Here is a 21,914-nt window from a genome sequence, read left to right on the forward strand (position 1 = left end):
AGCTCATCACCGAGCTATAAAGCCGTCGCTTCAAATCAAGAACCATGGAAAATACCGGGTTTAGTGGTTCGAAACCGACACGTCGGCGCACTGGCGGCGAGTCGACCCGGCTCAGGACTCGGCTGCGATGGCCTCTTCCACGACGTCCGTCGCCTCAGAGACGAGCGCGTCCACGTCGTCGCTCTCGGCGTAGATGCGGACGTAGGGTTCGGTGCCGCTCGGGCGGACCAACACCCACGACCCGTCCGGGAAGGTCGCCCGAACGCCGTACTCGGTCTCGACCGACGCCTCGGGGAACTCGTCGGGAATCGCGCTCTCCAGTCGGGCCATCGCGCCGGTCTTGGCGTCGTCGGGACAGGAGACGCTGACCTTCCGGTAGGGGCGCTCGGTGACGGGGTCCCGAAGTGGTGCGAGACCACCGGCGTCGGCGACGAGTCGGGGAATCACCGCGGCGCTGACCACGCCGTCTATCCACCCGCCGAACTGGGTGTGGACGTGCTTCCACGGTTCGGCCGCGAAGACGACTTCGGTGTCGTCGTCGCCTTCTTCACGTGCCGTGGCGATGCCCTCGTGGAGCGCGCCGAGGCGGACGCGCTCGACGCGCCCCCCCGCGGCCTCGACCTGCTCGTCGATGCGTCCGGACGCGTTGGGCGTCGTCACGACCACGGGGTCCGAGGTTTCGCTGCGCTCGGTGTAGTGGGCGGCGAGAACCGCGACCACGGTGTCCTCGTGGACAACCTCGCCGTCACCGTCCACGACGACGATGCGGTCTGCGTCGCCGTCGTGGCCGATACCGAGGTCGGCGTCGGGGTCCTCGCGGAGGAACTCCCGGAGGTCTTCGAGCGTCTCGGGCGTCGGCTTGCTCTCCCGGCCGGGGAAGTGACCGTCCACGTTGGCGTTGAGGGCGACGACCTCCGCCCCGAGCGCGCGGAGGACCTGAGGCGTCGCCACGGCCGCCATCCCGTTGCCGCAGTCCACCACGACGCGAAGGCCGTCGAGGGGCGCGCCGTGCCCCTGCGCGTACTCCACGACCGCGTCGCGGTACGCGTCGAGAACGCTCGTGCGTTCGCCGTCGCCCCACTCGTCCCACGCCACCGGCGGTTCGTCCGCCTCGACGCGGCGCTCGACGGTCCGCTCGGTCTCGCGGTCGTACTCCTCGCCGTCCGCGAAGAGTTTGATTCCGTTGTCGGTCGGCGGGTTGTGGCTGGCGGTCAGCATCGCGCCGCGCCGCCCCTGCGAAGCGAACGCGAGCGCCGGGGTCGGGAGTTGGCCCGCCCGGCGCACGTCGGCCCCGGCGCTCTCCAGTCCGGCCTCCATCGCGGCCGCCAGCGCCTGACCGGTCTCGCGGCCGTCGCGCGCGACGACGAACTCCTGACCGTCTCTTCCCGCGGCCCGGCCGACCGACAGCGCGAGTTCCGGCGTCACCGTCTCGACTGCGCTCCCGCGGATACCCGCGGTTCCGAAGAGGTTCATGCCGGGAGTTCGGAGAGCCGGACACTTAGCTTTCCGCGGTTCGACGCGAGCGCGAACTGTCCGAGACTCGCCCGGGTGCCGCCGGTCGGACTCCTCCGAGACCAGCGATGTCGTCTCGAAGGGACGGTATTCGACCGCTTCCGTGTTCGAGACGCCCGTGAAGTCTAAGCCGTCAGTCGTCGTACCTGCGGGTATGAAACTGAGTCTCACCGAGACTGTCACCGACCCGGAGGAACTGTTCGACGCTGTCATCGCGGGTATCATCCTGATGGCGGCGGTCGTCCTCGCGTACCTGTTGCTGTTCGGCGTGTTCTAGTTACGTCTCGGCGCGCACTGTGAGGAGTCGTTCGTGTCGCGGCGGTGCGGCCAGATGGGCTGGCGGAGGGTCGTCGACGAGCGGCGGGGTCAGAGTTCGACGCCGCTCGGGATGAGACTGTGCTGGCGCAGGAGATTCCCCTCGTCGTTGTAGACGAGGAACGTGCTCTTGTCGTACTCGACGAGGTCGTCCCCGTTGATGCTGATTTCGACGTGGTAGCGCCCGTCCATGTCCCCGGCCGACTTCCCGTACTCGCGGGCCGCGGTGATGAACTTGAGGACGTCGTCGGCGTCCTGATTGAGTTCGAGGACGAAGTCTCCCGTGATTCGGTTGGTGACGCTGACGACGCCGGTGGTGTCGTCGCCGTCCACCGGGCCTTGGAGCCGTAGCGCCACGTCGGTCTCCCCGGCGTCGAGCAGTTCGTCGTCTGTCCCCGTGAGGCGCTCGCGGAGCGTCGAAGATGGACCCTCGAAGTCGATGATTACGGTCGGCTTCTTGGCTTCGGCGTCCTCCTCGACCCAATCGACGTTTCGGACCTCCAGCGTGAAGTAGTCGCGCCTCATTCCGTACGCCCCACTACGGTCCGGCGCGGTATGAACGTAACGCCACTTCCGAGAAACAATTCTGTCCCGAGAACTCGTCCGGACCCGGACTCAGACTGGTCCCACGGTAGAAATTTCGCCACGAGCGAACGGCGTGCGGTGAGTCCCCCGGAACGCTATCGACCGACCGCTTCCACGACGGTGGTCCGGCCGTCCCGGTAGCTTTTACTCCCCGGGTTTCGGTGTCCACCGCATGGTCTGGGTCCGGTCCGAGTACGCGGGCGAGTTGGCCGTGGTGCTGGCGTGGCTGTCGGCGCTGCTGCCGTGGAACGTCACCTATTCGACGCTCTCAGGGGTCGGGAGCGTGCTGTTCGTTCGCTTCCCGTTCGTTCAGGTCCGGTACGTCTCCGGTCTCTCCATCTCGAAGGGACTGGCGTTCTCGACGCCGCTGGGCGCGCTGGCGTATCAGGAGGGACAGACGATAGCCGTCGCCTACGCCGCGTGGGCCGTCGGCGCGGCAGTAGTCGGCGCGGCCGTGGTTTTGAGTATCCTGCTCTACCTCTACGAGGAGCGCGTCGAGGCGACCATCGACGCGGTGCGGGCCATGGGCGCACTGCTCACGCTCGCGGGCGTCGTCCTCACCGCTGCGACGTGGCTCCTCGTGACCCGCGGGCTTCCGGGTCTGCCGATTCCGGTCGGCGTCGTCCTCCTGTACCTGTTCGGCGGGACGCTGCTGGTCGCTCGCCGGGAGTAGCGGTTCCGCAGTCGCGGTCTGTGATTCGGTCGCTCGGTTCCGGTGTCGGTTCTCGCCGGTTCGTGGGACCGCCGTGGAACGACGGTAGCGAGGAGTCGAGTGAGCGCCGTCTGTCCGGTGATTTAAGTACCACCGCTGTGATGTGGCGCGTAAACTGTCACGGGCGCTCTCTGCGACCCGACCGCCCGCGACTCCCGACACACCATGTCCGAGTCACCTTTGTCCGAGTGGACCGACGACGTGCGGATTCGAATCCGGGAGTTCCAGCGCACTCTCCAGCGGACCGCGGAGGTGCTTCGCGGGTCGTCCGTCTCGGCCGACGAGTACGCCCCCGGCGAACACGGACCGCTGGTCTCGTTCTCGGGACTCGACGGCTACGAGGAGATAGACCGATACTGGGTCGATGCGCCGTTCGCCTTCGTCTCCATCAACTACGACGACGCGGAGAACGAGCACCGCTATCAGGTCGTCGAACCCGAACTGGACGACCTCGAAACCGAGTTGCTGGACCGACTGTTCTCGGACATCCGCAACTCGCTCATCCACCGCCGGGAGACGCGCGAAGACGCCGACGCTGCCACCGCCGAGACCGTGCTGAAGGAGGAACTCCGGGAACTCCTCTCGATGTACGGCGTCGAGGTGGACGTCGCCAGTTTCTACCGCCTGTTCTACTACCTCTTCCGGACGTTCCGCGGGTTCGGCAAACTGAATCCCTTGATGGCCGACCCCCACATCGAGGACGTCTCGTGCGACGGCTACGACCTCCCGCTGTTCGTCTACCACGACGAGTACACCGACATCGAGACCAACGTGGTGTACGACCGGGAGGAACTCGACAACCTCGTCGTCCGCCTCGCCCAGCAGTCCGGTCGCCACGTCAGCATCGGCGACCCGGTGGTCGAGACCACCCTGCCGGACGGGTCGCGCGCGGAACTCGCGCTGGGCGAGGAGGTCACGCCCCGCGGGTCGGCGTTCACCATCCGGAAGTACGCCGACGAACCGTTCACGCCCATCGACCTCGTGGAGTACGGCACGTTCAGTCTGGACCAGATGGCGTACCTCTGGTTGGCCATCGAGTCGAACAAGTCGCTCATCTTCGCGGGCGGAACCGCCTCGGGGAAGACCACCTCGATGAACGCCATCTCGATGTTCATCCCGCCCCGCTCGAAGGTGCTGACCATCGAGGACACCCGCGAGTTGGCCCTCTACCACGACAACTGGCTCTCGTCGGTCACGCGCGAACGCCGGGGCGAGAGCGCGGACATCACGATGTACGACCTCCTGCGCTCGGCCCTGCGCCACCGCCCCGAGTACATCGTGGTGGGCGAGGTCCGCGGCGAGGAGGCGATGACCCTGTTTCAGGCGATGAACACGGGTCACACGACCTACTCCACGATGCACGCCGACTCGGTCCAGACGGTCATCAACCGTCTCGAGAACGACCCCATCAACGTCCCGCGCGCGATGATTCAGAGCCTCGACATCCTCTCGGTCCAGACCCTGACCTACGTCGGCGACGAACGCGTCCGCCGCAACCGGGTCATCGCCGAAATCGACGGCATCAACCAGCGGACCGGCGACCTCGACTACTCGACGGCCTTCTCGTGGGACGCCAACGAGGACGCCTTCCGGCGCAACGACAGCAACGTCCTCGACGAGATTCAGAACGAGAAGGGGTGGTCGCGGAGCGAACTCCTCGGCGAACTCCGCGACCGGAAGCGCGTCCTCCAGTACCTCCGCGAGCGAGGCGTCTCGGACTACCGGCGGTTCACCGCGATGATAAACGAGTACTACGCTCACCCGGACCGCGTGATGGACACCATCGACCTCGACGCCGAGATTTCGACCGGGTTCGACTGATGTGGGGGTTCCTGCCGCTCGTGCTGGTCGTCGCTCTCGCCGCCCCGGTGGCGGTGGCTCCCGTCTCTCGCCGGGCCGACCACCTCGTCACCCGGGTCGCGCTGACGGCGTTCGGCGAGTGGGTCACCGACTACGGCAGGCGACAGACCGAGCGCCGAGACCTCCTGCAGGCGGTCCACGTCGGCGAGACCTACCGGATGTACGCCGCGAAGACCCTGCTGTACGCCGCGGTCGCCGCGGTCGTCGGGAGCGTGCTGGGCGTCTATCTCGTCGCGGGCGTGTTGGCGCTGCTGCGCGTCTCGCCGGAGGCGATGCGGGCGACGCTGCCGACCGGACTCCACTTCCTCGCGGGCCTGCTGGTGTTCCCCGACCTGTCGCTCGGGCAGTTGTTCGCCCTCCTGCTCGCCAGCAGCGCGACGCTCGGGGTGTCCTCCGGGGGCCTGACCTACTGGCTCCGGTGGGAGAACCTCTCGTACCGGGCGAACGCCCGCGAGCGGAAGATAGACGAGAGCATCGCTCGGAACGTGGCGTTCGTCTACGCGCTGTCGCGGAGCGGGATGGCGTTCCCGAAAATCCTGCGGACGCTGGCACGGAATCAGTCGGTCTACGGCGAGGCCGCCGAGGAGGTCGGCGTCGCGGTCAAGGCGATGGACTACGCCGGACTGGACATGCTCTCGGCCATCGAACGACTCGCCGACCAGACGCCGAGCGACAAGTTCGGCGAGTTCGCCGACAACCTCGCGAGCGTCCTCCAGAGCGGGCAGAGCATCTCGGCGTATCTGGACGGCCAGTACGAGCGCTATCAGGAGGACGCCGAGGCCCAGCAGGAGGCGTTCCTCGAACTGCTCGCCACCCTCGCGGAAGGGTACGTCTCGGTGTTCGTGGTCGCGCCCCTGTTGTTCATCACCGTCCTCGTCATCATGGGGTTGATGGCGCTCGGCGACACCCTCCCGCTGCTCCGGGCGCTGACCTACCTCGCCGTCCCGCTGGCGAACGTCGGATTCGTCGTCTACCTCGACAGCGTGACCGAGTCGCTCCGGGCGACGCGCGAGGACCGCGACGTGGACCTCGCGGCCGCGGCGCTGGCGAGCGTCAGGCGCACGGACGCGCCCACTGCCGAACGGGCGGGCGTCCAGCGCCCGGACGACGCGGCTTCCCCGCCAGAGAGCGTCCGGGGCGACGGCGGGCGTCCCGCGGGCGACCCCGCGACGAACTTCGAGCGCCTCCGCGCCTTCGAGAACGTCCGGTGGATGCGTGAGGCGCTGGCCGACCCGGTGGCGACCCTCCGGGACGACCCAGTCGAGGTTCTGTACGCGACGGTCCCGCTCGGTCTGCTCTCGGTCCTCGTCCGGGCGTGGCCCCACCTCACTGCCGGGACGTTCACGCTCCAAGTCGGCGACGACTTCGTGGTGCAGGCCGCGCTGTTCGTCGTCGGCACCTTCGCCGTCGTGCAGGAACTCCACCGACGACGAATCGCGGCCATCGAGGCGGCCGTCCCCGACTTCCTCGACCGACTCGCCAGCGTCAACGAGGCGGGCATGTCGGTGGTCGAGAGCTTCGAGCGCGTCGCCGTAAGCAACCTCGGCGCGCTGAACGCCGAGGTCCGGCGGCTCTGGACCGACATCGAGTGGGGCGTGGACGCCGAGACCGCCCTCTACAGGTTCGAGGACCGCCTCGACACCCCCACGATTACCCGGACCGTGACCCTCATCGCCAACGCGATGCACGCCAGCGGGGACATCGCGCGAGTTCTCCGCATCGCGGCCGACGACGCGCAGGACACCCGTCGCCTCAAGCGCAAGCGCCGACAGGAGATGCTGACCTACGTCGTCATCATCTACCTCTCGTTCGCGGTGTTCCTCGTCATCGTCGCGGCGCTGAACAGCATCCTGATTCCGAACCTGCCGACGGAGGCGGCCTCGGCGGGCGCGAGCGCGGGGAGTCCGGTCGGGGGCGGCGGTCCCCTCTCGGACATCTCGAACGTCGATACCGAGGCGTACACGCTGCTGTTCTTCCACGCCTCGCTGGTACAGGCGGTCTGCTCGGGGCTTGTCGCCGGGCAGATGGGCGAGGGGAGCGTTCGGAACGGCGCGAAACACGCGACGATTCTGCTCACGGTCGCCTACGTCGTGTTCCTGTTCCTCTGAGCGTCGCGTTCTCCCGTTCGACCGCTCCCGGAACCATCCACTATCGCGCGAGAACCCGGAGGCGTTTTCACGCCCCGCGGTCCAATCGGACACGTATGGACGAGGCGGACAGCGACCTCCGGGACGACGGGCGCGCCGCGGTGCGAGCGACCTACGACTACATCGCCGACCACTTCGCCGAGACCCGCGAGTACGCGTGGCCGGAGGTAGAGGAGTTCGTCTCGGACGCCCCCGACGCCTCCGTGGCGCTGGACCTCGGCTGTGGCAACGGTCGTCACGCCGAACTCCTCGCCGGGCGCGCCGACCGCGTGGTCGCCGCGGACCTCAGTCGCGGGCTGCTCGAAACCGCCCGCGAGCGCGCCGCCGACCGGGGATTCGATGCGGATCTCGTACAGGCCGACGCCGCGCGTCTACCCCTTCGGGACGCGACGGTGGGAGTGGCGGTGTACGTCGCCACGCTCCACCACCTGCCGAGTCGGACCGCCCGCGTCGGGAGTCTGGACGAACTCGCGCGCGTCCTCACGCCGGGGGGCCGCGCGCTCGTCAGCGCGTGGAGCACCGAACACGACCGCTTCGACCGGGCGGAGAGCGAGGCGCAACTCGCCTCGGACAGTCGAGCGGACGACGCCAGCGAGACGGGATTCGACACCACGGTCGATTGGACGCTCCCCGGCGGCGAGACGGTCGAGCGGTTCTACCACATCTACTCGCCCGCGGAGTTCGAGGCCGACGTGGCCGCGAGCGGACTGGAACTCGCCGAGTTCGAGGTGTCGAGCGGGAACTGTTACGGCGTGGTCCGCGCGGCGAAACAGTAAGGCCCTTAATGCCGGGCGGCGAACTGGGAAATGTAGCCGCAAGCGCCGATGGTCTAGTGGTAGGACCTGAGCCTTCCAAGCTCATGGCCCGGGTTCAAATCCCGGTCGGCGCACTTCTCTCGGTCACGATTCGTTAGCGACGACTGCGGTCGGAGGGATTCGAACCCTGCCAGAGGAAGCCCGCGCAACGAAGTGAGCAGGACCCTCTGGCTCCGGTTCAAATCCCGGTCGGCGCACTTCTCTCGGTCACGATTCGTGAGCGACGACTGCGGTCGGCGAATCCTCGAGGGCGTGGACCGGACTATCCTCCACGAACACGAGTGGCGGAACTACGAGGAGACGTAGTCGGTCCCGTTCTGCCCGTCTCCGTCGCGGACGGCCCGCCACAATCCTTAATCTCGGACCTGTCGTGGCCCTATCCCAGCGATGCCCGACAATCCAGCCAAACAGACGAGCGAAGAGGTAGACCAGACCCAACTTGACCTCGCACGGCAGGCGGGCGACGCCTATCAGGAGGCGCTCGACTACATGGCGAACGAGGTGGCCCACACCGGGGGCAAGGCCGAAGTCGACGACTACGTGGTAGGGTTCGCACAGGAGAAGGCCGAGGGAATGTACGTCCTCAAGGACGAGGGTCAGACGGAGTGGATGGAACCCGACGACGAGAACTGTCACCTCGAAGTCGCAGTCGCCGACGCCGAGGACGGTCGATTCGTCCCGGGGTGTACCGTCGTCGCCACGCTGACGAGCGAGGACGGCGAACAGGTCGGTCCGACGACGGTGCCCCTCGTCTGGCACCCCGGTCTCTACCACTACGGCAAGAACCTGACGGTGCCCGAGGGCGGAACGTACACCATCGACGTGCGCGTCGAACCGCCGACGTTCAAGCGCCACGACGAGAAGAACGGCGACCGATACGACGAGACGGTCCAAGCCGTCTTCGAGAACGTCGATATCGAGACGGGACAGGGCTAATCGGGAGCAGTCACTCGATTTTCGGAGGGAGACGTATCGAACTGCGACGTTCCGGAGGATTCTCTCCGGAGCCAGAGTGAGAATATCTAACAGGTTCGGCCGTGTTGTTTTTCTACCAGAACGGAGTATCCAATGACGAATACGTATCCGCCCCGACTGCGTACACTCACGCCACGGTAGGTACCCGCTCAGTGATGAACGTACTTCGCACTCCGAGACAACGATGAGCGGCCGGGTACGCGTACTCTACGTCACCCCTCGCCGAGCGCTCGGGAAACGCCTCGAATCGCTGTTTGCGAGCGAACGTCCCGACGTGGCGTTCTCGTTCGTCACCAGCGTCGAAGGGGCCCGCGCCGCGCTCCGCGCCGAACGAATCGACCGCGTCGTTCTCGACGCGGCGGTCGGTGGCCCGGCGTCCGAGCGCGAACTCCGGCGCGAGGACTCCGACGCGAGCGTCACCACTATCTCGAGTACCGGCGTCGGGAGGTCATCCGAGGAAATCGGCGGTCAGTTGTCGGGAGGGGAACCCGAACCGGTCCGCGCTCTCGCGCGACGAATCGTGGACGGCGTCGCGTTCGAGGCCGTCGCCGACGGCGGCGTCGAGGACGACCACTTCTGGGCGCTCGCCGAGGGACTCTCGGACGGCGTCCTCGTCATCGACACCGACAGCGTCGTCCGATTCGCTAACCCCGCCGTCGAGGGGATTTTCGGCTACGCGCCCGACGAACTCGTCGGGGAGTCGCTGACGAAACTCATGCCCGAGGACCTCGCCGAGCGACACCGCGAGAGAATCGAGAGCTACCTCCGGGAAGGGGAGCGACACGTCGATTGGAACTACCTCGAACTCACCGGCCGACACCGCGACGGGAGCGACGTGGCGCTCAGCGTCTCCTTCAGCGAGTACGTCGCGGGCGACGAGGTTCGGTTCACCGGCGTCGTCCGAGACATCTCCGAGCGCAAGCGTCGGGAGTCGGAACTCCACGACCGGATTCGCCAACAGCGGGCGCTCTCGACGTTCTCCCGGCACGCGCTCGGCGACGAACCGCTCGACGACCTGATGGACGAGGCGGTCGAACTCGTCGCCGAGGCGCTCGAACAGGAGTACGCCGGGGTGCTGGAGTATCGCGCCGACTCGGACGACCTCCTGACCCGTGCGGTGGCCGGGTGGTCCGACGACATCGTGGATTCGGCCGCGATAGGCACCGAACGAGACTCGCAAGCCGGGTACACCCTGCTGACGGAGGAACCCGTCGTGACCGAGGACCTGACCACAGAGGACCGGTTCTCTTCCGACGAACTGCTCGAATCGGTCGACGCGACCGGCGGTATCTCCGCGTTGATTGGCTCTCCCGACGAACCGTGGGGCGTCCTCGGGAGCCACGACCCCGACCCGCAGTCCTACGCGGACCACGACGTGCAGTTCGTCCAGAGCATCGCCCACATCCTCGCCACCGTCATCCAGCGCCGCGAGCGCGAGCGGCGACTCGAACGCTCCGAGGCGATGCTCGACGCGGTCGGCGACGGGGTGTACGCCCTCGACGCCGACTCCCGGTTCGTCGCGGTCAACGACGCCTACGTCGACCTGACGGGGTACGACCCCGAGGAACTGCTGGGCGAACACGCCTCGAAGGTAATCGGCCCGTCGCTCTACGAGGACTCCAAGCGGATACAGGCCGTCCTCGAAGGCGGCGAGGACGTGGTGACGACGGAGGTGACGTTGCCCACGGCCGACGGCGGGTCGATACCCGTCGAAGTCCGCATCACGCCGTTCTCGCTCGGCGACGAGACCGGTCGGGTCGGCGTCGTCCGCGACGTCTCCGAGCGGAAACACCGCGAGGAGAAACTCACCTCGCTCAACGAGATGTTCCGGTCGCTGGTGGACGCCGAGACCCGGACCGAAATCTGCCAGTGCGGGGTGGACACCGCTGTCGAGGTTCTCGGCTTCCCGAACGCGGCCGTGGCGCTCTACGACGACGATACGAACTCGCTCGTCCCGACGGTTCGGCGCTGGAACGGGGACGACATCGACGACGCGCTCCTCGGGAGTCGCGCGGAGGGCGTCGCGTGGCAGACGTTCGTCGAGAGCGAGACCAAGCAGTACGACGAACTCCGTTCCGAACTCGACGCCGACACCGCGATGCAGAGCGCGCTCGCGGTTCCGCTCGGAAAGTACGGCGTGTTCATCGCGGCGTCCCCGGACCGCGACGCGTTCGACGCGACCGACAGGTCTCTCGCCGACATGCTGAGTTCGAACCTGCGGTCGGCGCTCGACCGGTCCGAGCGCGAGGAGACGCTTCGGGACCAGCGCAATGACCTGCAGAAGAAGAATCGGGAACTCGAACGGGTCAACCGCCTCAACAGCGTGATTCGGGAGATAACCAAGGCGCTGACGCAGGCGTCGTCGAAGGAAGACGTGATGCAGGCGGTGTGCAGTCGGTTGACTGAGTCGGGACCGTATCGGTTCGCGTGGTTCGGCACGCACGACACGGCGACCGACGAGGTCCGGCCCGAGGCGTGGGCCGGGGTGGAGGAGGGATATCTGGAGACCATCGACGTGAACGCCGCCAGCGACGAACCGGAGGGTCGCGGCCCGTCCGGTCGGGCGATTCGCACGAGGGAGATACAGGTCCAGAACGACCTGCTCGGCGACCCCCCGTTCGACCCGTGGCGCGAGCAGGCGCTGAAGCGGGGGTATCGGTCCAGCGCGTCGGTTCCGGTCGTCTACGGCGGGACGCTTCGGGGCGTCCTCAACCTCTACGCGGGCGAACCCGGTATCTTCGACGAGTTGGAGCGGGCGGTGCTGTCCGAACTCGGCGAGACCATCGGCTACGCGCTGAACGCGCTCGAACAGAAGCAGGCGCTCGTGAGCGAGCGGTCGGTGGAACTCGACTTCCGGATTCGGGGGACGGGGAATCCGATTCTGGAGTTCGTGGACCAGACCGACACCGAGTTCGAGTTCGAGAACGCGGTCCAGCGCAGCGACGGCCGCCTCCACGTCTTCTTCACCATCCGCGACCGGTCGCCGGAGGAGACGCTGGAGTTCGTCGGGACCATCCCGTGGATAGAGTCCGTCCGACTCGTGACCGAGCGCGACGGCGAGTGCCTCTACGAGTGTGCGCTGTCCGACCGGTCGTTCCTCCGGTCGCTGATGGACCGCGGAGCGATGCCGAAGACGATAACCGCGACCGAGGGCGAAGGCCGGTTCGTGATTCGCCTCCCGCAGAGCGCGGACGTGCGGACGTTCGTGGACCTCTTCGAGGACTACTACGACGACGTGGACTTGGTCGCTCGCCGGGAACGCGACGAACCGGTGATGACCCGACAGGACTTCGAGTCCGAACTCGACGAACGACTCACCGAGCGACAGTCGGAAGTGCTCCGGACCGCGTTCTTCAGCGGGTTCTTCGAGTGGCCCCGCGAGAGTACGGCCGAGGAGATAGCCGAGGCGCTCGGGGTGTCCCAACCGACCGTGAGCAGACACATCCGGGGTGCCGAGCGCACGCTGTTCGGTCTCCTGTTCGAGGAGTAGCCGGGCGGCGATTCGCACTGCCGATTTAGATGTATACCCCCCGGAACGGAACGACGATTATGCATCTATCGCTAACTGGTATCCCCGACCCACCCCACGAAACGAGTAGAGAATGAGTCAAAGTGTTAGTGGGGATACCTTCGAGAAGTGTTCGGCCAGCCACCGCGTCATCACCGCCGTCGCCGAGGAGACCGGCAGCGACCCGACCGAGGTGGGACCGCTGTACCACGTCATCGACCCGGACGCGCTAGACCGTCTGTTCTCCGCGACCGGTGCAGGCGGCCGAAATCGCGGTCACGTGGAGTTCACCTTCGCGGGGTGCGACGTGGTCGTTCACGGGAACGGCGAGGTGGAGGTTTCCGAGCGCGACGCGACGACTCAACTCGACGACGGGAGCGAGGAGGTTCACCGTCTCGGAACCGGTTTCGACGATAGCTCCTGAGTCACTCCCGACGATGACGGACGAGCGACACCGAATACAGAGGGCCGATGCAACGTAGTTGTGATTCGTCTCGAACCACGTCCGACGAGCGACCGAGTGACGCCGACGCTATGAGCGACGAGTGTGCCCGATGCGGTGTCGTCGTCCCCTCCGGGGAGTGGCATCCGGTCAAGACCGTCCGCGACGACGAGGGTCGAGTCGAGATTTACGACTTCTGCGGCGAGGCCTGTCGTTCGGCGTGGCTCGCCGAGCGGAACGCCGACGACTGACGGAACGGACTGCGAATCGGTCCCCGCTACGGAGACCGATTCTCGTGACGCTAACTGTTCGTCGTAGTGATGACCGTCCTTCGTGAGTGGGGGAATCCAGAACGCTGTCCGCTATTTTTCGAGAGCACGCGAAGGTACTGCTCGTTGACCCGACCGCCGGTCCGCCGAGAATCAGTCGCCCGCAGTGATTCGACGCAGCGGTCGCCTCAGAGTTCGGACTGGTCGACGCGGTATATCGTCACGTCGCCTTCGCTGAACGCCGGTTCGATGCCGGGATACTGCCCGAACTGGAGGTTCTCGGCCGAGTACTGCTCGCGGGCGCGCGGGCCGACGTAGATGTACTTCACGTCGTGCTTCCGGAGCAGTTCGGCCCGGTCGGCCCACGTTCCGGTGTAGACGAGGTCCACCGTCTCGGCGCGGAACTCCGCGGTGTCGTGGCCGCGGTAGATACCCTCGTGATAGACCCACCCGATGACCGTCGGCAGTCCGGTGAGCGACGAGGCGGGACTGCTCCACGCGTACACCTCGCGGCCCGGCGGCGAGACGATGTGCGGTTGGCCCTCCTTGTCGTCGAGCCACGCGATAGCGGCCGCCTCGCCGGGGTGGTGGTCCTCGACGTACGCCTTCCCGGCCAGCGTGGGGTCGTCGGTCCGGTGCTGGTCGGCGGTGAAGTGACCGCCCAGCGCGAGTCCGCCGTAGAGCGCGGTCGAAGCCACCAGGACCGCCGCCAGCCCGCGCATGACCTGCGAGCGCTCGATGCCGACGCCGGGAAGCGTCCAGTCGCTCGGTCCGTTCGACGCGACGAGCGCCGCCAGCGCGGTCCCCGCGGCGGTCGCCCAGAGGACCCACACCTGCATGTACACCTTGAAGACCGTGTTGAACCGACCACCGGCGGCGCTGTCTTTCACGTAGACGAACTCCACCAGCGTGACGAGTCCGGCCCCCGCCACCAGGAGGACCGTCTCGTAACCGACACCGCCGTCGGCGTCGGCGACGTTGCCGACCGTCCGGAGCAGCACCCATCCGACCACGAGCAGGGGGACGACCAGCACCAGCACCGCGTAGTTCATCGCCCACGCGACCGCGGCCAGCGCCGCGGCCAACAGTCCGAACCGAACGCCGTCCACGTCGAACGCCGCGCGCGCTCTGGGCCAGAGGTAGGCCGCGAACACGACGAGGAACGCGCCGTGGACGAGCAGGAGGCCGACCGCACTGGCGGGTTCCGGGAGGAAGGCGATGCTCCGGTTGCCGGTCGAGCGCAGGAGGATGCCGAAGACGAACGGTGCGACCCACGCGACGGCCGCGACGGCGACGACGGCGGTGGCGGCGAACGAACCGGCGATTCGGCGGGTCTCGGTGAGCAGTCGGACCGTCGTCCCGACCGAGGTGCCGCCACTCCCGCCGCCGTCGGCGACCGGTTCGGCCGCGTCGTCGGTCGCGACGCCGGGGAACAGCGTCACGGGGTCGGCGGGCGAGAACACGAGCGCGAGCCACACCACGCCGAGACCGGTCGGGAAGCTCCAGACGTTGACGAGTCCGAGCAGGCCCACCGTGACCGGGAGGACGCCGAACGCGAGGGCGCGTCGTCGCCGGAGCGCGCCGGGACCCGACTGGTAGTAGGCGAACCCGAGCGCGGCGACCAACAGCAGGAACGGCGTGCTGACCATGTGGGCGTGGAGGTCGCCGTTGACGAACGAGAACAGCGGGAACTCGTTGATCGTTCCCGGTATCACTCGGCTCGGTCCCCAGTAGCCGAACGAGTCCAGCCCTTCGGTCACGAGTTCGCCCGAGGTCGATTCCGCGATGGGTCGGGCCACCCAGTCGGCGACTCCCTGTGCTATCGAGTCGGGGAGGAGCCAGACGAGACCCGTCACGGCCGTGACGAGGTTGGCTGCGAACCCGACGAAGAACGCACCGAACGCGCCCGCGGTCCGGCGCGGGACGCCTCGGGCGTCGGCCATCGCCCCGGCGAGTCCGTAGGCCGCGGTGACGAGCATGGCGTAGAACCCCGACAACGCGAGGTTGTACGCGAACTCGCCTTCGGTACCCGTGAGCTCTGTGAGGACGGCCGTCGCGAGGTGGCCGCCGTAGTAATAGAGGACGTGTTCGCCCGCCCACCACATGTCCTCGGGCGGCAGCGCGTCGGCCCGCAACAGCGACTTGAGGATGCCGAAGTCGAGGAACTTCTCGCCGCCGCCGGGATGTATCGACGGGTCCACGGCCCGGACGGCGACGAGGAGTCCGAACGCGATACCGAACACTATCATCGTTTCCGCGTACGCGCGGAGACGGATTCCCGTTCCGCGGTGGGCGTCGCGGTCGGGTCGTAGCGACCGGTCGCTCCAGAGAAGCAATCCCGAGATTCCGGCGACGAACGCGACCGCGAGGAACGCGGTCCAGCGACCGAACGCGACGTGGCCGACCCAGTAGGCCACGGTGGTCGTGACGACCAGCGCGACCGGGAGGGCGAAGGCCGCGCCACGGTCGGGGAACCCCGGGAACAGCCGTGCGGCGAGCGGCAGCGTGACGAACGCGAGCGCCTGAAAGACGACGAACCACAGCAGGACGAGCGCGTACTCCATTCGGTTTGTAGGCGTGCGACCGAGCGATAAACCTCTTGGGGTTCGTCCCAACCCCGATTCGGTGGGTCTGCGGGGTAAGGAGGGCGTACACTGCCGACTGTGGAAGAGCCGCCCCGAGCGTTTCACGCAGCGCCACCGCCTCGGCACGACGACGACCTGTCGAGGCGACGCCAAATTCTCCCCCCGATGTTACACGCCCGAAAACACCGTCCACAACGAACCTCGGCATCGGCATAAATTCACATACGGCGGGGGAATCACAATTCTTATCCGTGGGACGGCTCTACGTGATAGTAGCGGGATGGGATAGCCAGGAGATTCCGGCGGGCTCATAACCCGCAGATCGGTAGTTCAAATCTACCTCCCGCTATGTTTTGCCGGACGTAATTCCGCGAGGCGATTCTTATCCTATCGAGTCTTCCGCCTGACAAACGTCCGCAGAGCGGATTCGAACGAGCCAGGACGTGTGCGCTCCGTCGCTCGTGTCCTGCTGTAGTACGAGTTTACTCCCGCCACGTTTTCGCGAAAACGTTACCGCCGAGACGGCGCGTCTCTAACTCCGGTCTACGCCTGAGACTACTGCAACAGATATATTCTACCGCCAATCGTGTGTTCGACAGTATATTTACGTCGCCGACGAGTCTGTCCTGAGCGTTTACTGATGCGTCGAACCGGACGTACCGGCACGGAGACCGAGGGTGCGTCGCCTTTGGCCTTCGATTCGCAGGAGAAATCATTACAACTGCTTTTGTTCGATCTCGTCCGAGCAGCTGTTGCGCACTCGCGCCGCGACCGGAGCGGCCACGAATTTATAGAACATCGCGCGCCAATAGCGCACGATGACGTCCGTACTATTCGTTGTGAGCGAGGAAGGGTACTGGGGCGAAGAGTGCGTAGACCCGCTAGAGACGCTCTCGGAAACGGAAGCTAGCGTGGACGTGGCGACGCCGAGCGGGGGCAAACCCGTCGTGGACGACCGGTCCATCGACCCCGAGAACGTGGGCGAGGCGACCGCCGAGCGAGTCAAGGAGGTCCACGCGAACGACCAGCGACTCCAGAACCCGATGCCGATAGCTACCGCCGACGCCGACCAGTACGACGCCGTGGTCTTCCCGGGCGGACACGGCACCGAGTGGGACGTGAATCAGGACAGACACGCTCGTCAACTGCTCCGCGAGACCGTCGAGGGCGACGGCGGGAAGGCGTTGGTCCTGTGCCACGCGGTGGGTCTGCTCGCGTTCACCCGTGACAGTGACGGCGGCTTTCTGGTGGACGGGAGAGACGTGACTGGCTTCCCCAACGAGTGGGAGGAGGGAATCGTGGACGACCACGACCGGATGCCAGACGGTCGAAAGCTCCCGTACTGGGTCGAAGACGAGGTGAAAGCCGCAGGCGGGAACTGGGACGCCGAACTCGACGCCGACGAGAGCGTCACCGTGGACGGGGACCTGCTCACCGCCCGAGGGCCGGAATCGTCACACGCAGGCGCGACGGCGCTCGTCGAAGCGCTCGGAGTCACGAGAACCGCGTAGAATCGAAAGCACACTTTTATCAGTTTCGTCTTCCCACCGATACGCTAAGAGATGGCGTTAGACACTCGCGGCGTGTTCGCAATCATCGCTGGCCTGCTGATGACGGCGGCGCTCCTCGCCGCACGAACCGAGAGACGGCTACTCGGAACGTGGATAATGACGCTCGGTTTCGCCGTCGCCTCGCTGTGGTCGGTGATGAGCATCTTCTGGGCGCAGTCGAACCCGAGCGTTCTCACGCCGAAACTCTGGATAACGATGGCGTCTATGGCGGCGGCGTCTACCGTCTACTTCGGCTACATGGGTCTGCACGGTGAGGGGTTAGGAGAGTAGTACGCCGATTCAAGCTCCGCGTACCGTTGGAATCGCCCGACAGAATCGACTAGATCAGCCTCCGTTACTCCGTTTCCTGCGTCGTTACCGATTGTTCATACGGTAATCAGTAGATTTAAATGCATGATTGCATACCAATGTGGTATGCCACACCGGCGCAACCGATCGGATGGTGCGAACGATAGCCGACGAAAGTTCCTGAAAGCGAGTGGTGCTGGAGCCGTCGCCCTCTCTCTTGCAGGCTGTAGCGGTGGCGGTGACCAGACGACCACGACGACTGAAGACACGACTGAGGAGACGACTACGGAGGTCGAGTCGAACACGGTTACTGGGAACGCCGAAAACATCCCAGAAGGTGGAACGCTCACCTACGGGATGTCAGCGAAACCCGACTCGTCGAACGTTCTCGTGGCGAGTTCGGTCTACTCCGGCGTCGCCCTATACCGCGTCTACCAGTTCGGTACCGAACTGGACCCCGTCACGAACGAGGTCAAACCGTGGGTCTTCAGCGACTGGACCATCGAGGAGGACTCCGACAAGCCCAACATCTACTTCAACATGCAGAAGGGGCTGAAGTGGAACGACGGTGAGGACTTCACCAAGGAGGACGTGCTGTTCACGTTCCGCTACTGCATGGAGAACGTGCCGGGCCAGTACGCCAGCATCATCGAGCCGATGGAGAGCATCAAGGAGTCCTCGAAGAGCGACTGGGACTTCGCGCTCAAGCTCAACAAGCCAATCGGCTACTGGGAAAACGACACCCTCGGCGGACTTCCGCTCCTCCCCAAGCACAAGTGGGAAGGGAAGGACTTCAAGAAGTACGACCCGATGAAGGCCAACCCGGACCACGGTCCGGTCGGTCTCGGCCCGGGTCGGCTCACGAAGTTCCAGCCCGACACCTCGATGCAACTCGTTCTCGACAACGAGCACTACTACGACACGCTCAGCCAACTCGACTGGCGGAAGGAACACGACCAAGTCATCGCTGGCGGGCCGTTCCTCGACAAGGTCAACTTCAAGATATACGGCAGTAAGACCGCGATGACCCAAGCGTTCCTGCAGGGTGAAATCGACACCCACTACGGGAGCATGAAGACCTCGAAGCTCTCGCAGGTCAAGAACAACGACGGGATGGGTCTCATCAACGGTATCGGGAGTGGCTTTTCCTACTTCGGGTTCAACGGTCGCCGCAAACCGCTCGACGACGTCGCGTTCAAGCAGACGATGACGTTCCTGTTCGACGAATACTTCTGGATTCAACGGCTGCTCCAGAACAACGCTATCAAAGGCGACTTCGCCCAGACCCCGGGGTATCCCGCACCGCGTCCGGACTACCAGTTCGCCAGCGAAGACGAGATGCTGACCCATCCCGCCACCAACGCCTTCGACTTCCGGTCGGCACAGGCCGCCGTGCCCGACGTGGAGGCTATCCGCAAGTTCATCACCGACGGAAAAGTCATCGACGGCTCCTCGGGAACGTACGCCGGCAAGGACTACCCCGGCAGCCTCTCGGGCGTCAAAGCCAGCCAGTCCGAAGCGAAGTACGACTACACGTTCGGGAAGGTCAAATCGTCGGTCCTCAAGAACCACCAGAGCGCGGACAAGGAGATTCGCGTGGACGGGAAGACCATCCCCGAGGTCATGGACGGCGACCCGATCACCATCTTCATCGACCCGCCGAAGAAGACGCCGAAGGAAGCGAAGGCCATCCAGCGCTGGACGGACAACCTGAAGACCGTCGGTATCCCGGTGAAAACCCAGACGCTGTCGTTCAACACCATGCTGTCGAAGGTGTACCAGCAGGAGGACTTCGACATCTACCCGATGGGCTGGGGCGGCACCGGTCCGTTCGGCAGTTCCGCCTACGCCTTCTTCCACTCGGACAACGCCGACGACCTCTCGAAGAAGGACCACGAATCGGACAAACTCAACGCCGAATCGACGCTGTACAACGCGATCGGCTACGGTCTCTCCGGCGGCAGTGCCGACAAACTGCTCTCGGACGCGCGGACCGAACTGAACCCCGACAAGCGAAACAAACTCAGCGCGAAGGCCCTAGAGCGCATCTACCTCGACATGCCGTACTTCCTCATGGACTACGAGAAGATGAAGTGGCCGGTCAACACTAAGAAGTTCGGTGGATTCGTCGAGGGACTCGTGGACCCGCCGTACGCGAGTTTCGGCACCGAACTGAACAACATCCACCTGAAGGAATAGCGACCTCCCCTCTCCCTCTCTCGCGTCGTTTTCGTACGGGATTCACGCCTAGTACATCCTCGGTTGGAGAGGGTCCGTGACGTGCTAAATCATCACATTCATAACGAACCTGCTCCATGAACAGCACGTATTTGCCGGAGTCACGATCGAAAGAAGAAACCACAACGTAACCGAAGTAAACAATGACACGAATTAGTGCAAGATACCTGGGCAAGCGGTTGGTCGTGTCCTATCTGACCTTGCTTGTCATCATGTCGCTCCTCTTCGTCCTCATAAGGAGTATGCCGGGTTCGTTCATCGGTTCGATGATCACCCCGGAACTCGACCAGGACGACATCATGAGGCTGAGAGAGACCTGGGGCCTAAACGAACCGCTTTGGAGACAGTACGTCGATTTCATGATTAACTACCAGACCGGCCAGTTCGGTCGGTCGCCGACGTACAAAGAGCCGGTCTGGGACGTCATCATCCGACGGCTTCCGCGCACGATGATACTGTTCGGCGGCGCGTTCATCGCCCAGTTCATCGTCGGTCCGCTCGTCGGGATGTACCTCGGTTGGTGGCGTGGCACGCGGAAGGACAAGAGCATCTTCACGACGAGCCTCGCCATCTACTCGATGCCAGCGTTCTGGATTTCGTGGTTGTTCATCTGGCTGTTCAACTACGAACTCGGCTGGTTCCCGAGCACGTACATGTTCACCAAGTTCGCCAACTTCGAGTGGACGACGATGTCGATAATCGTGGACGTACTCAAACACATCACCCTCCCGCTCTTCAGCATCGCGGTCGTCTCGTGGGTCGGTGCCATGTTGGTCATGCGACCCGCGATGAACAACGTGACCAGCGAGGATTACGTGTTCCTCGCGCAGGCGAAGGGTCTCAGCGAACGGACGGTCATGATAAAGCACGCCGCGCGAAACGCGCTGATTCCGGTGGCGACGCAGGCCATCGTCGGAGTCGCGTTCCTGCTCGACGGCAGCGTCATCATCGAGAACGTGTTCAGTTGGCCGGGTCTCGGACAGGTCATCGTCTCGTCGGTGCTGAGTCGAGACTACCCCGTCTCGCAGGCGGCGTTCTTCATGCTCGCCGTCCTCATCATCCTCTTGCGACTCCTGACGGACATCGCGTACACGTATCTCGACCCGCGCATCAAGTTCGGAGGTGATTCCTGATGGCCGCCGAAACCGAGAGCAGTTCGCAGTTCGACTCGCTGAAGGAGCGCTGGCGACCCCGAATCGAACGGTTCCGCCGAGGGTGGGACCGGTTCACCGAGGAGAAGATGGGCGTCCTCGGTATCGTCATCATGGTCGTGTTCGTCGCGTGGGCGCTGTTCCCGGACTTCTTCGCGCCCCACTCGTTAGAGTGGCGAGCGTATCTGGGAACCGAACCCGGACGGCTGACGGCCGAACAGGCCGAGTCGCTTCCCCACGGGCCTGCGTTCGGCGACCCGTTCTTCGCCCCGCTCGGGACGAACTACCTCGGGGAAGGTATCCTGACGCTGATCATCCACGCCGCCGACGACGCACTGTACATCGGCTTCGCCGCGGGCCTCCTGTCGAGTCTCGTCGGCGTTCCGCTCGGACTCCTCAGCGGATTCTACGGGAACACGTGGATAGACGAGATGATTCAACGCATCGTCGACGTGATGTACGGCCTGCCGTTCCTGCCGTTCCTCATCGTCCTCGTGGCGATTCGGGGTATCACGACGACGAACATCATCCTCGGCATCGCGGTCACCTCGTGGCTCAACAACTGCATCATCATCCGCGGGGAGACGCTCTCGCTGAAGGAGCGCTCGTACGTCGAGTCCGCGAAGGTCGCGGGCGCGAGCGACACGCGAATCGTGTTCCGACACATCATGCCCAACGTCCTGCCGCTGGCGTTCGTCTTCCTCGCGCAGGACGCCGCCATCGCCATCCTCTCGCAGGCGTCGCTGGCGTACCTCGGACTGGCGGACTTCACCGCCAACTCGTGGGGCCTGATGCTCCAGAACATCAAGTCGAACGGATACGTCTTCGATGCGTGGTGGTGGCTCGTTCCGCCGGGAGCCTGCATCATGCTCGTCGCGGCCGCGTTCTACTTCGTCGGCTTCTCGATGGAGGACGTGACCAACCCGCAGGAGGACAGCTAA

At 65.3% G+C, this 21,914-nt stretch carries 17 protein-coding genes and 2 tRNA genes; 16 read left to right on the forward strand and 3 right to left on the reverse strand.

The genetic code is table 11. The annotated features are described in order from the left end of the window. Positions 1-111: 111 nt before the first annotated feature. On the reverse strand, positions 112-1,473 hold the full coding sequence (locus NGM06_RS11810; RefSeq protein ID WP_254267152.1) for a phosphohexomutase domain-containing protein: 1,362 nt from the start codon (positions 1,471-1,473) through the stop codon (positions 112-114). Positions 1,474-1,666: 193 nt separating this feature from the next. Here NGM06_RS11810 and NGM06_RS24150 point away from each other — a divergent pair, with 193 nt between their 5' ends. Then, positions 1,667-1,789 carry a hypothetical protein gene (locus NGM06_RS24150; RefSeq protein WP_256567932.1) on the forward strand — a complete coding sequence of 41 codons (123 nt, stop codon included), beginning with the start codon at positions 1,667-1,669 and terminating at the stop codon, positions 1,787-1,789. An 89-nt stretch (positions 1,790-1,878) separates the two neighbouring features. Here NGM06_RS24150 and NGM06_RS11815 read toward each other — a convergent pair whose 3' ends face one another. After that, positions 1,879-2,352 (reverse strand): DUF5793 family protein, encoded by a 474-nt coding sequence (locus NGM06_RS11815; protein WP_254267153.1) that lies wholly within the window; start codon positions 2,350-2,352, stop codon positions 1,879-1,881. A 232-nt stretch (positions 2,353-2,584) separates the two neighbouring features. Here NGM06_RS11815 and NGM06_RS11820 point away from each other — a divergent pair, with 232 nt between their 5' ends. The 9 genes from NGM06_RS11820 (at position 2,585) to NGM06_RS11860 (ending at position 13,122) form a co-directional block, all read left to right on the forward strand. Then, positions 2,585-3,085: a DUF7549 family protein gene (locus tag NGM06_RS11820; protein WP_254267154.1), complete on the forward strand. Its 501-nt coding sequence runs from the start codon at positions 2,585-2,587 to the stop codon at positions 3,083-3,085. Between the two features lie 204 nt (positions 3,086-3,289). Further along, positions 3,290-4,945 (forward strand): type II/IV secretion system ATPase subunit, encoded by a 1,656-nt coding sequence (locus NGM06_RS11825; protein WP_254267155.1) that lies wholly within the window; start codon positions 3,290-3,292, stop codon positions 4,943-4,945. Beyond that, positions 4,945-7,092 carry a type II secretion system F family protein gene (locus NGM06_RS11830; RefSeq protein ID WP_254267156.1) on the forward strand — a complete coding sequence of 716 codons (2,148 nt, stop codon included), beginning with the start codon at positions 4,945-4,947 and terminating at the stop codon, positions 7,090-7,092. Before NGM06_RS11825 ends, NGM06_RS11830 begins: the two co-directional genes overlap by 1 nt. Positions 7,093-7,187: 95 nt before the next feature. Then, a complete protein-coding gene (locus tag NGM06_RS11835; RefSeq protein ID WP_254267157.1) occupies positions 7,188-7,907 on the forward strand; it encodes a class I SAM-dependent methyltransferase in 720 nt (239 codons plus the stop codon). Positions 7,908-7,949: 42 nt separating this feature from the next. After that, a tRNA-Gly gene (locus NGM06_RS11840) sits at positions 7,950-8,020 on the forward strand. Positions 8,021-8,333: 313 nt separating this feature from the next. Further along, the gene (locus NGM06_RS11845; protein WP_254267158.1) at positions 8,334-8,882 is read left to right on the forward strand and encodes an iron transporter; all 549 of its coding nucleotides are present in this window, start codon (positions 8,334-8,336) and stop codon (positions 8,880-8,882) included. Positions 8,883-9,105: 223 nt separating this feature from the next. Then, positions 9,106-12,411, forward strand: a complete 3,306-nt coding sequence (locus NGM06_RS11850) for a PAS domain S-box protein (RefSeq protein WP_254267159.1) — start codon at positions 9,106-9,108, stop codon at positions 12,409-12,411. Between the two features lie 112 nt (positions 12,412-12,523). Next, positions 12,524-12,853 (forward strand): DdfA family disk-determining factor, encoded by a 330-nt coding sequence (gene ddfA, locus NGM06_RS11855; RefSeq protein WP_254267160.1) that lies wholly within the window; start codon positions 12,524-12,526, stop codon positions 12,851-12,853. Positions 12,854-12,900: 47 nt separating this feature from the next. Then, the gene (locus NGM06_RS11860) at positions 12,901-13,122 is read left to right on the forward strand and encodes a DUF7576 family protein (RefSeq protein WP_438267626.1); all 222 of its coding nucleotides are present in this window, start codon (positions 12,901-12,903) and stop codon (positions 13,120-13,122) included. A 206-nt stretch (positions 13,123-13,328) separates the two neighbouring features. Here the strand turns inward: NGM06_RS11860 and NGM06_RS11865 are convergent, their stop codons facing one another. After that, positions 13,329-15,704 carry a DUF2298 domain-containing protein gene (locus tag NGM06_RS11865; RefSeq protein WP_254267162.1) on the reverse strand — a complete coding sequence of 792 codons (2,376 nt, stop codon included), beginning with the start codon at positions 15,702-15,704 and terminating at the stop codon, positions 13,329-13,331. Positions 15,705-15,999: 295 nt separating this feature from the next. Between NGM06_RS11865 and NGM06_RS11870 the strand changes: the two genes are divergently transcribed. The 6 genes from NGM06_RS11870 to NGM06_RS11895 all read left to right on the forward strand — a co-directional run bounded on the left by NGM06_RS11870 (position 16,000) and on the right by NGM06_RS11895 (position 21,914). Beyond that, positions 16,000-16,074 (forward strand) — tRNA-Met (locus tag NGM06_RS11870). 469 nt (positions 16,075-16,543) lie between these two features. Then, a complete protein-coding gene (locus tag NGM06_RS11875) occupies positions 16,544-17,236 on the forward strand; it encodes a type 1 glutamine amidotransferase domain-containing protein (protein ID WP_254267163.1) in 693 nt (230 codons plus the stop codon). Positions 17,237-17,287: 51 nt separating this feature from the next. Continuing rightward, a complete protein-coding gene (locus NGM06_RS11880; RefSeq protein WP_254267164.1) occupies positions 17,288-17,566 on the forward strand; it encodes a hypothetical protein in 279 nt (92 codons plus the stop codon). Between the two features lie 144 nt (positions 17,567-17,710). Then, positions 17,711-19,783, forward strand: coding sequence for an ABC transporter substrate-binding protein (locus NGM06_RS11885; protein WP_254267165.1), 2,073 nt, complete (start codon positions 17,711-17,713; stop codon positions 19,781-19,783). 182 nt (positions 19,784-19,965) lie between these two features. Continuing rightward, the gene (locus tag NGM06_RS11890; RefSeq protein ID WP_256567933.1) at positions 19,966-20,955 is read left to right on the forward strand and encodes an ABC transporter permease; all 990 of its coding nucleotides are present in this window, start codon (positions 19,966-19,968) and stop codon (positions 20,953-20,955) included. Next, positions 20,955-21,914: an ABC transporter permease gene (locus NGM06_RS11895; protein WP_254267166.1), complete on the forward strand. Its 960-nt coding sequence runs from the start codon at positions 20,955-20,957 to the stop codon at positions 21,912-21,914. The genes NGM06_RS11890 and NGM06_RS11895 overlap by 1 nt, the downstream gene beginning before the upstream one ends.

The sequence above is a fragment of the Halorussus aquaticus genome (assembly GCF_024218795.1).
GTDB classification, from domain to species: Archaea; Halobacteriota; Halobacteria; order Halobacteriales; family Haladaptataceae; genus Halorussus; species Halorussus aquaticus.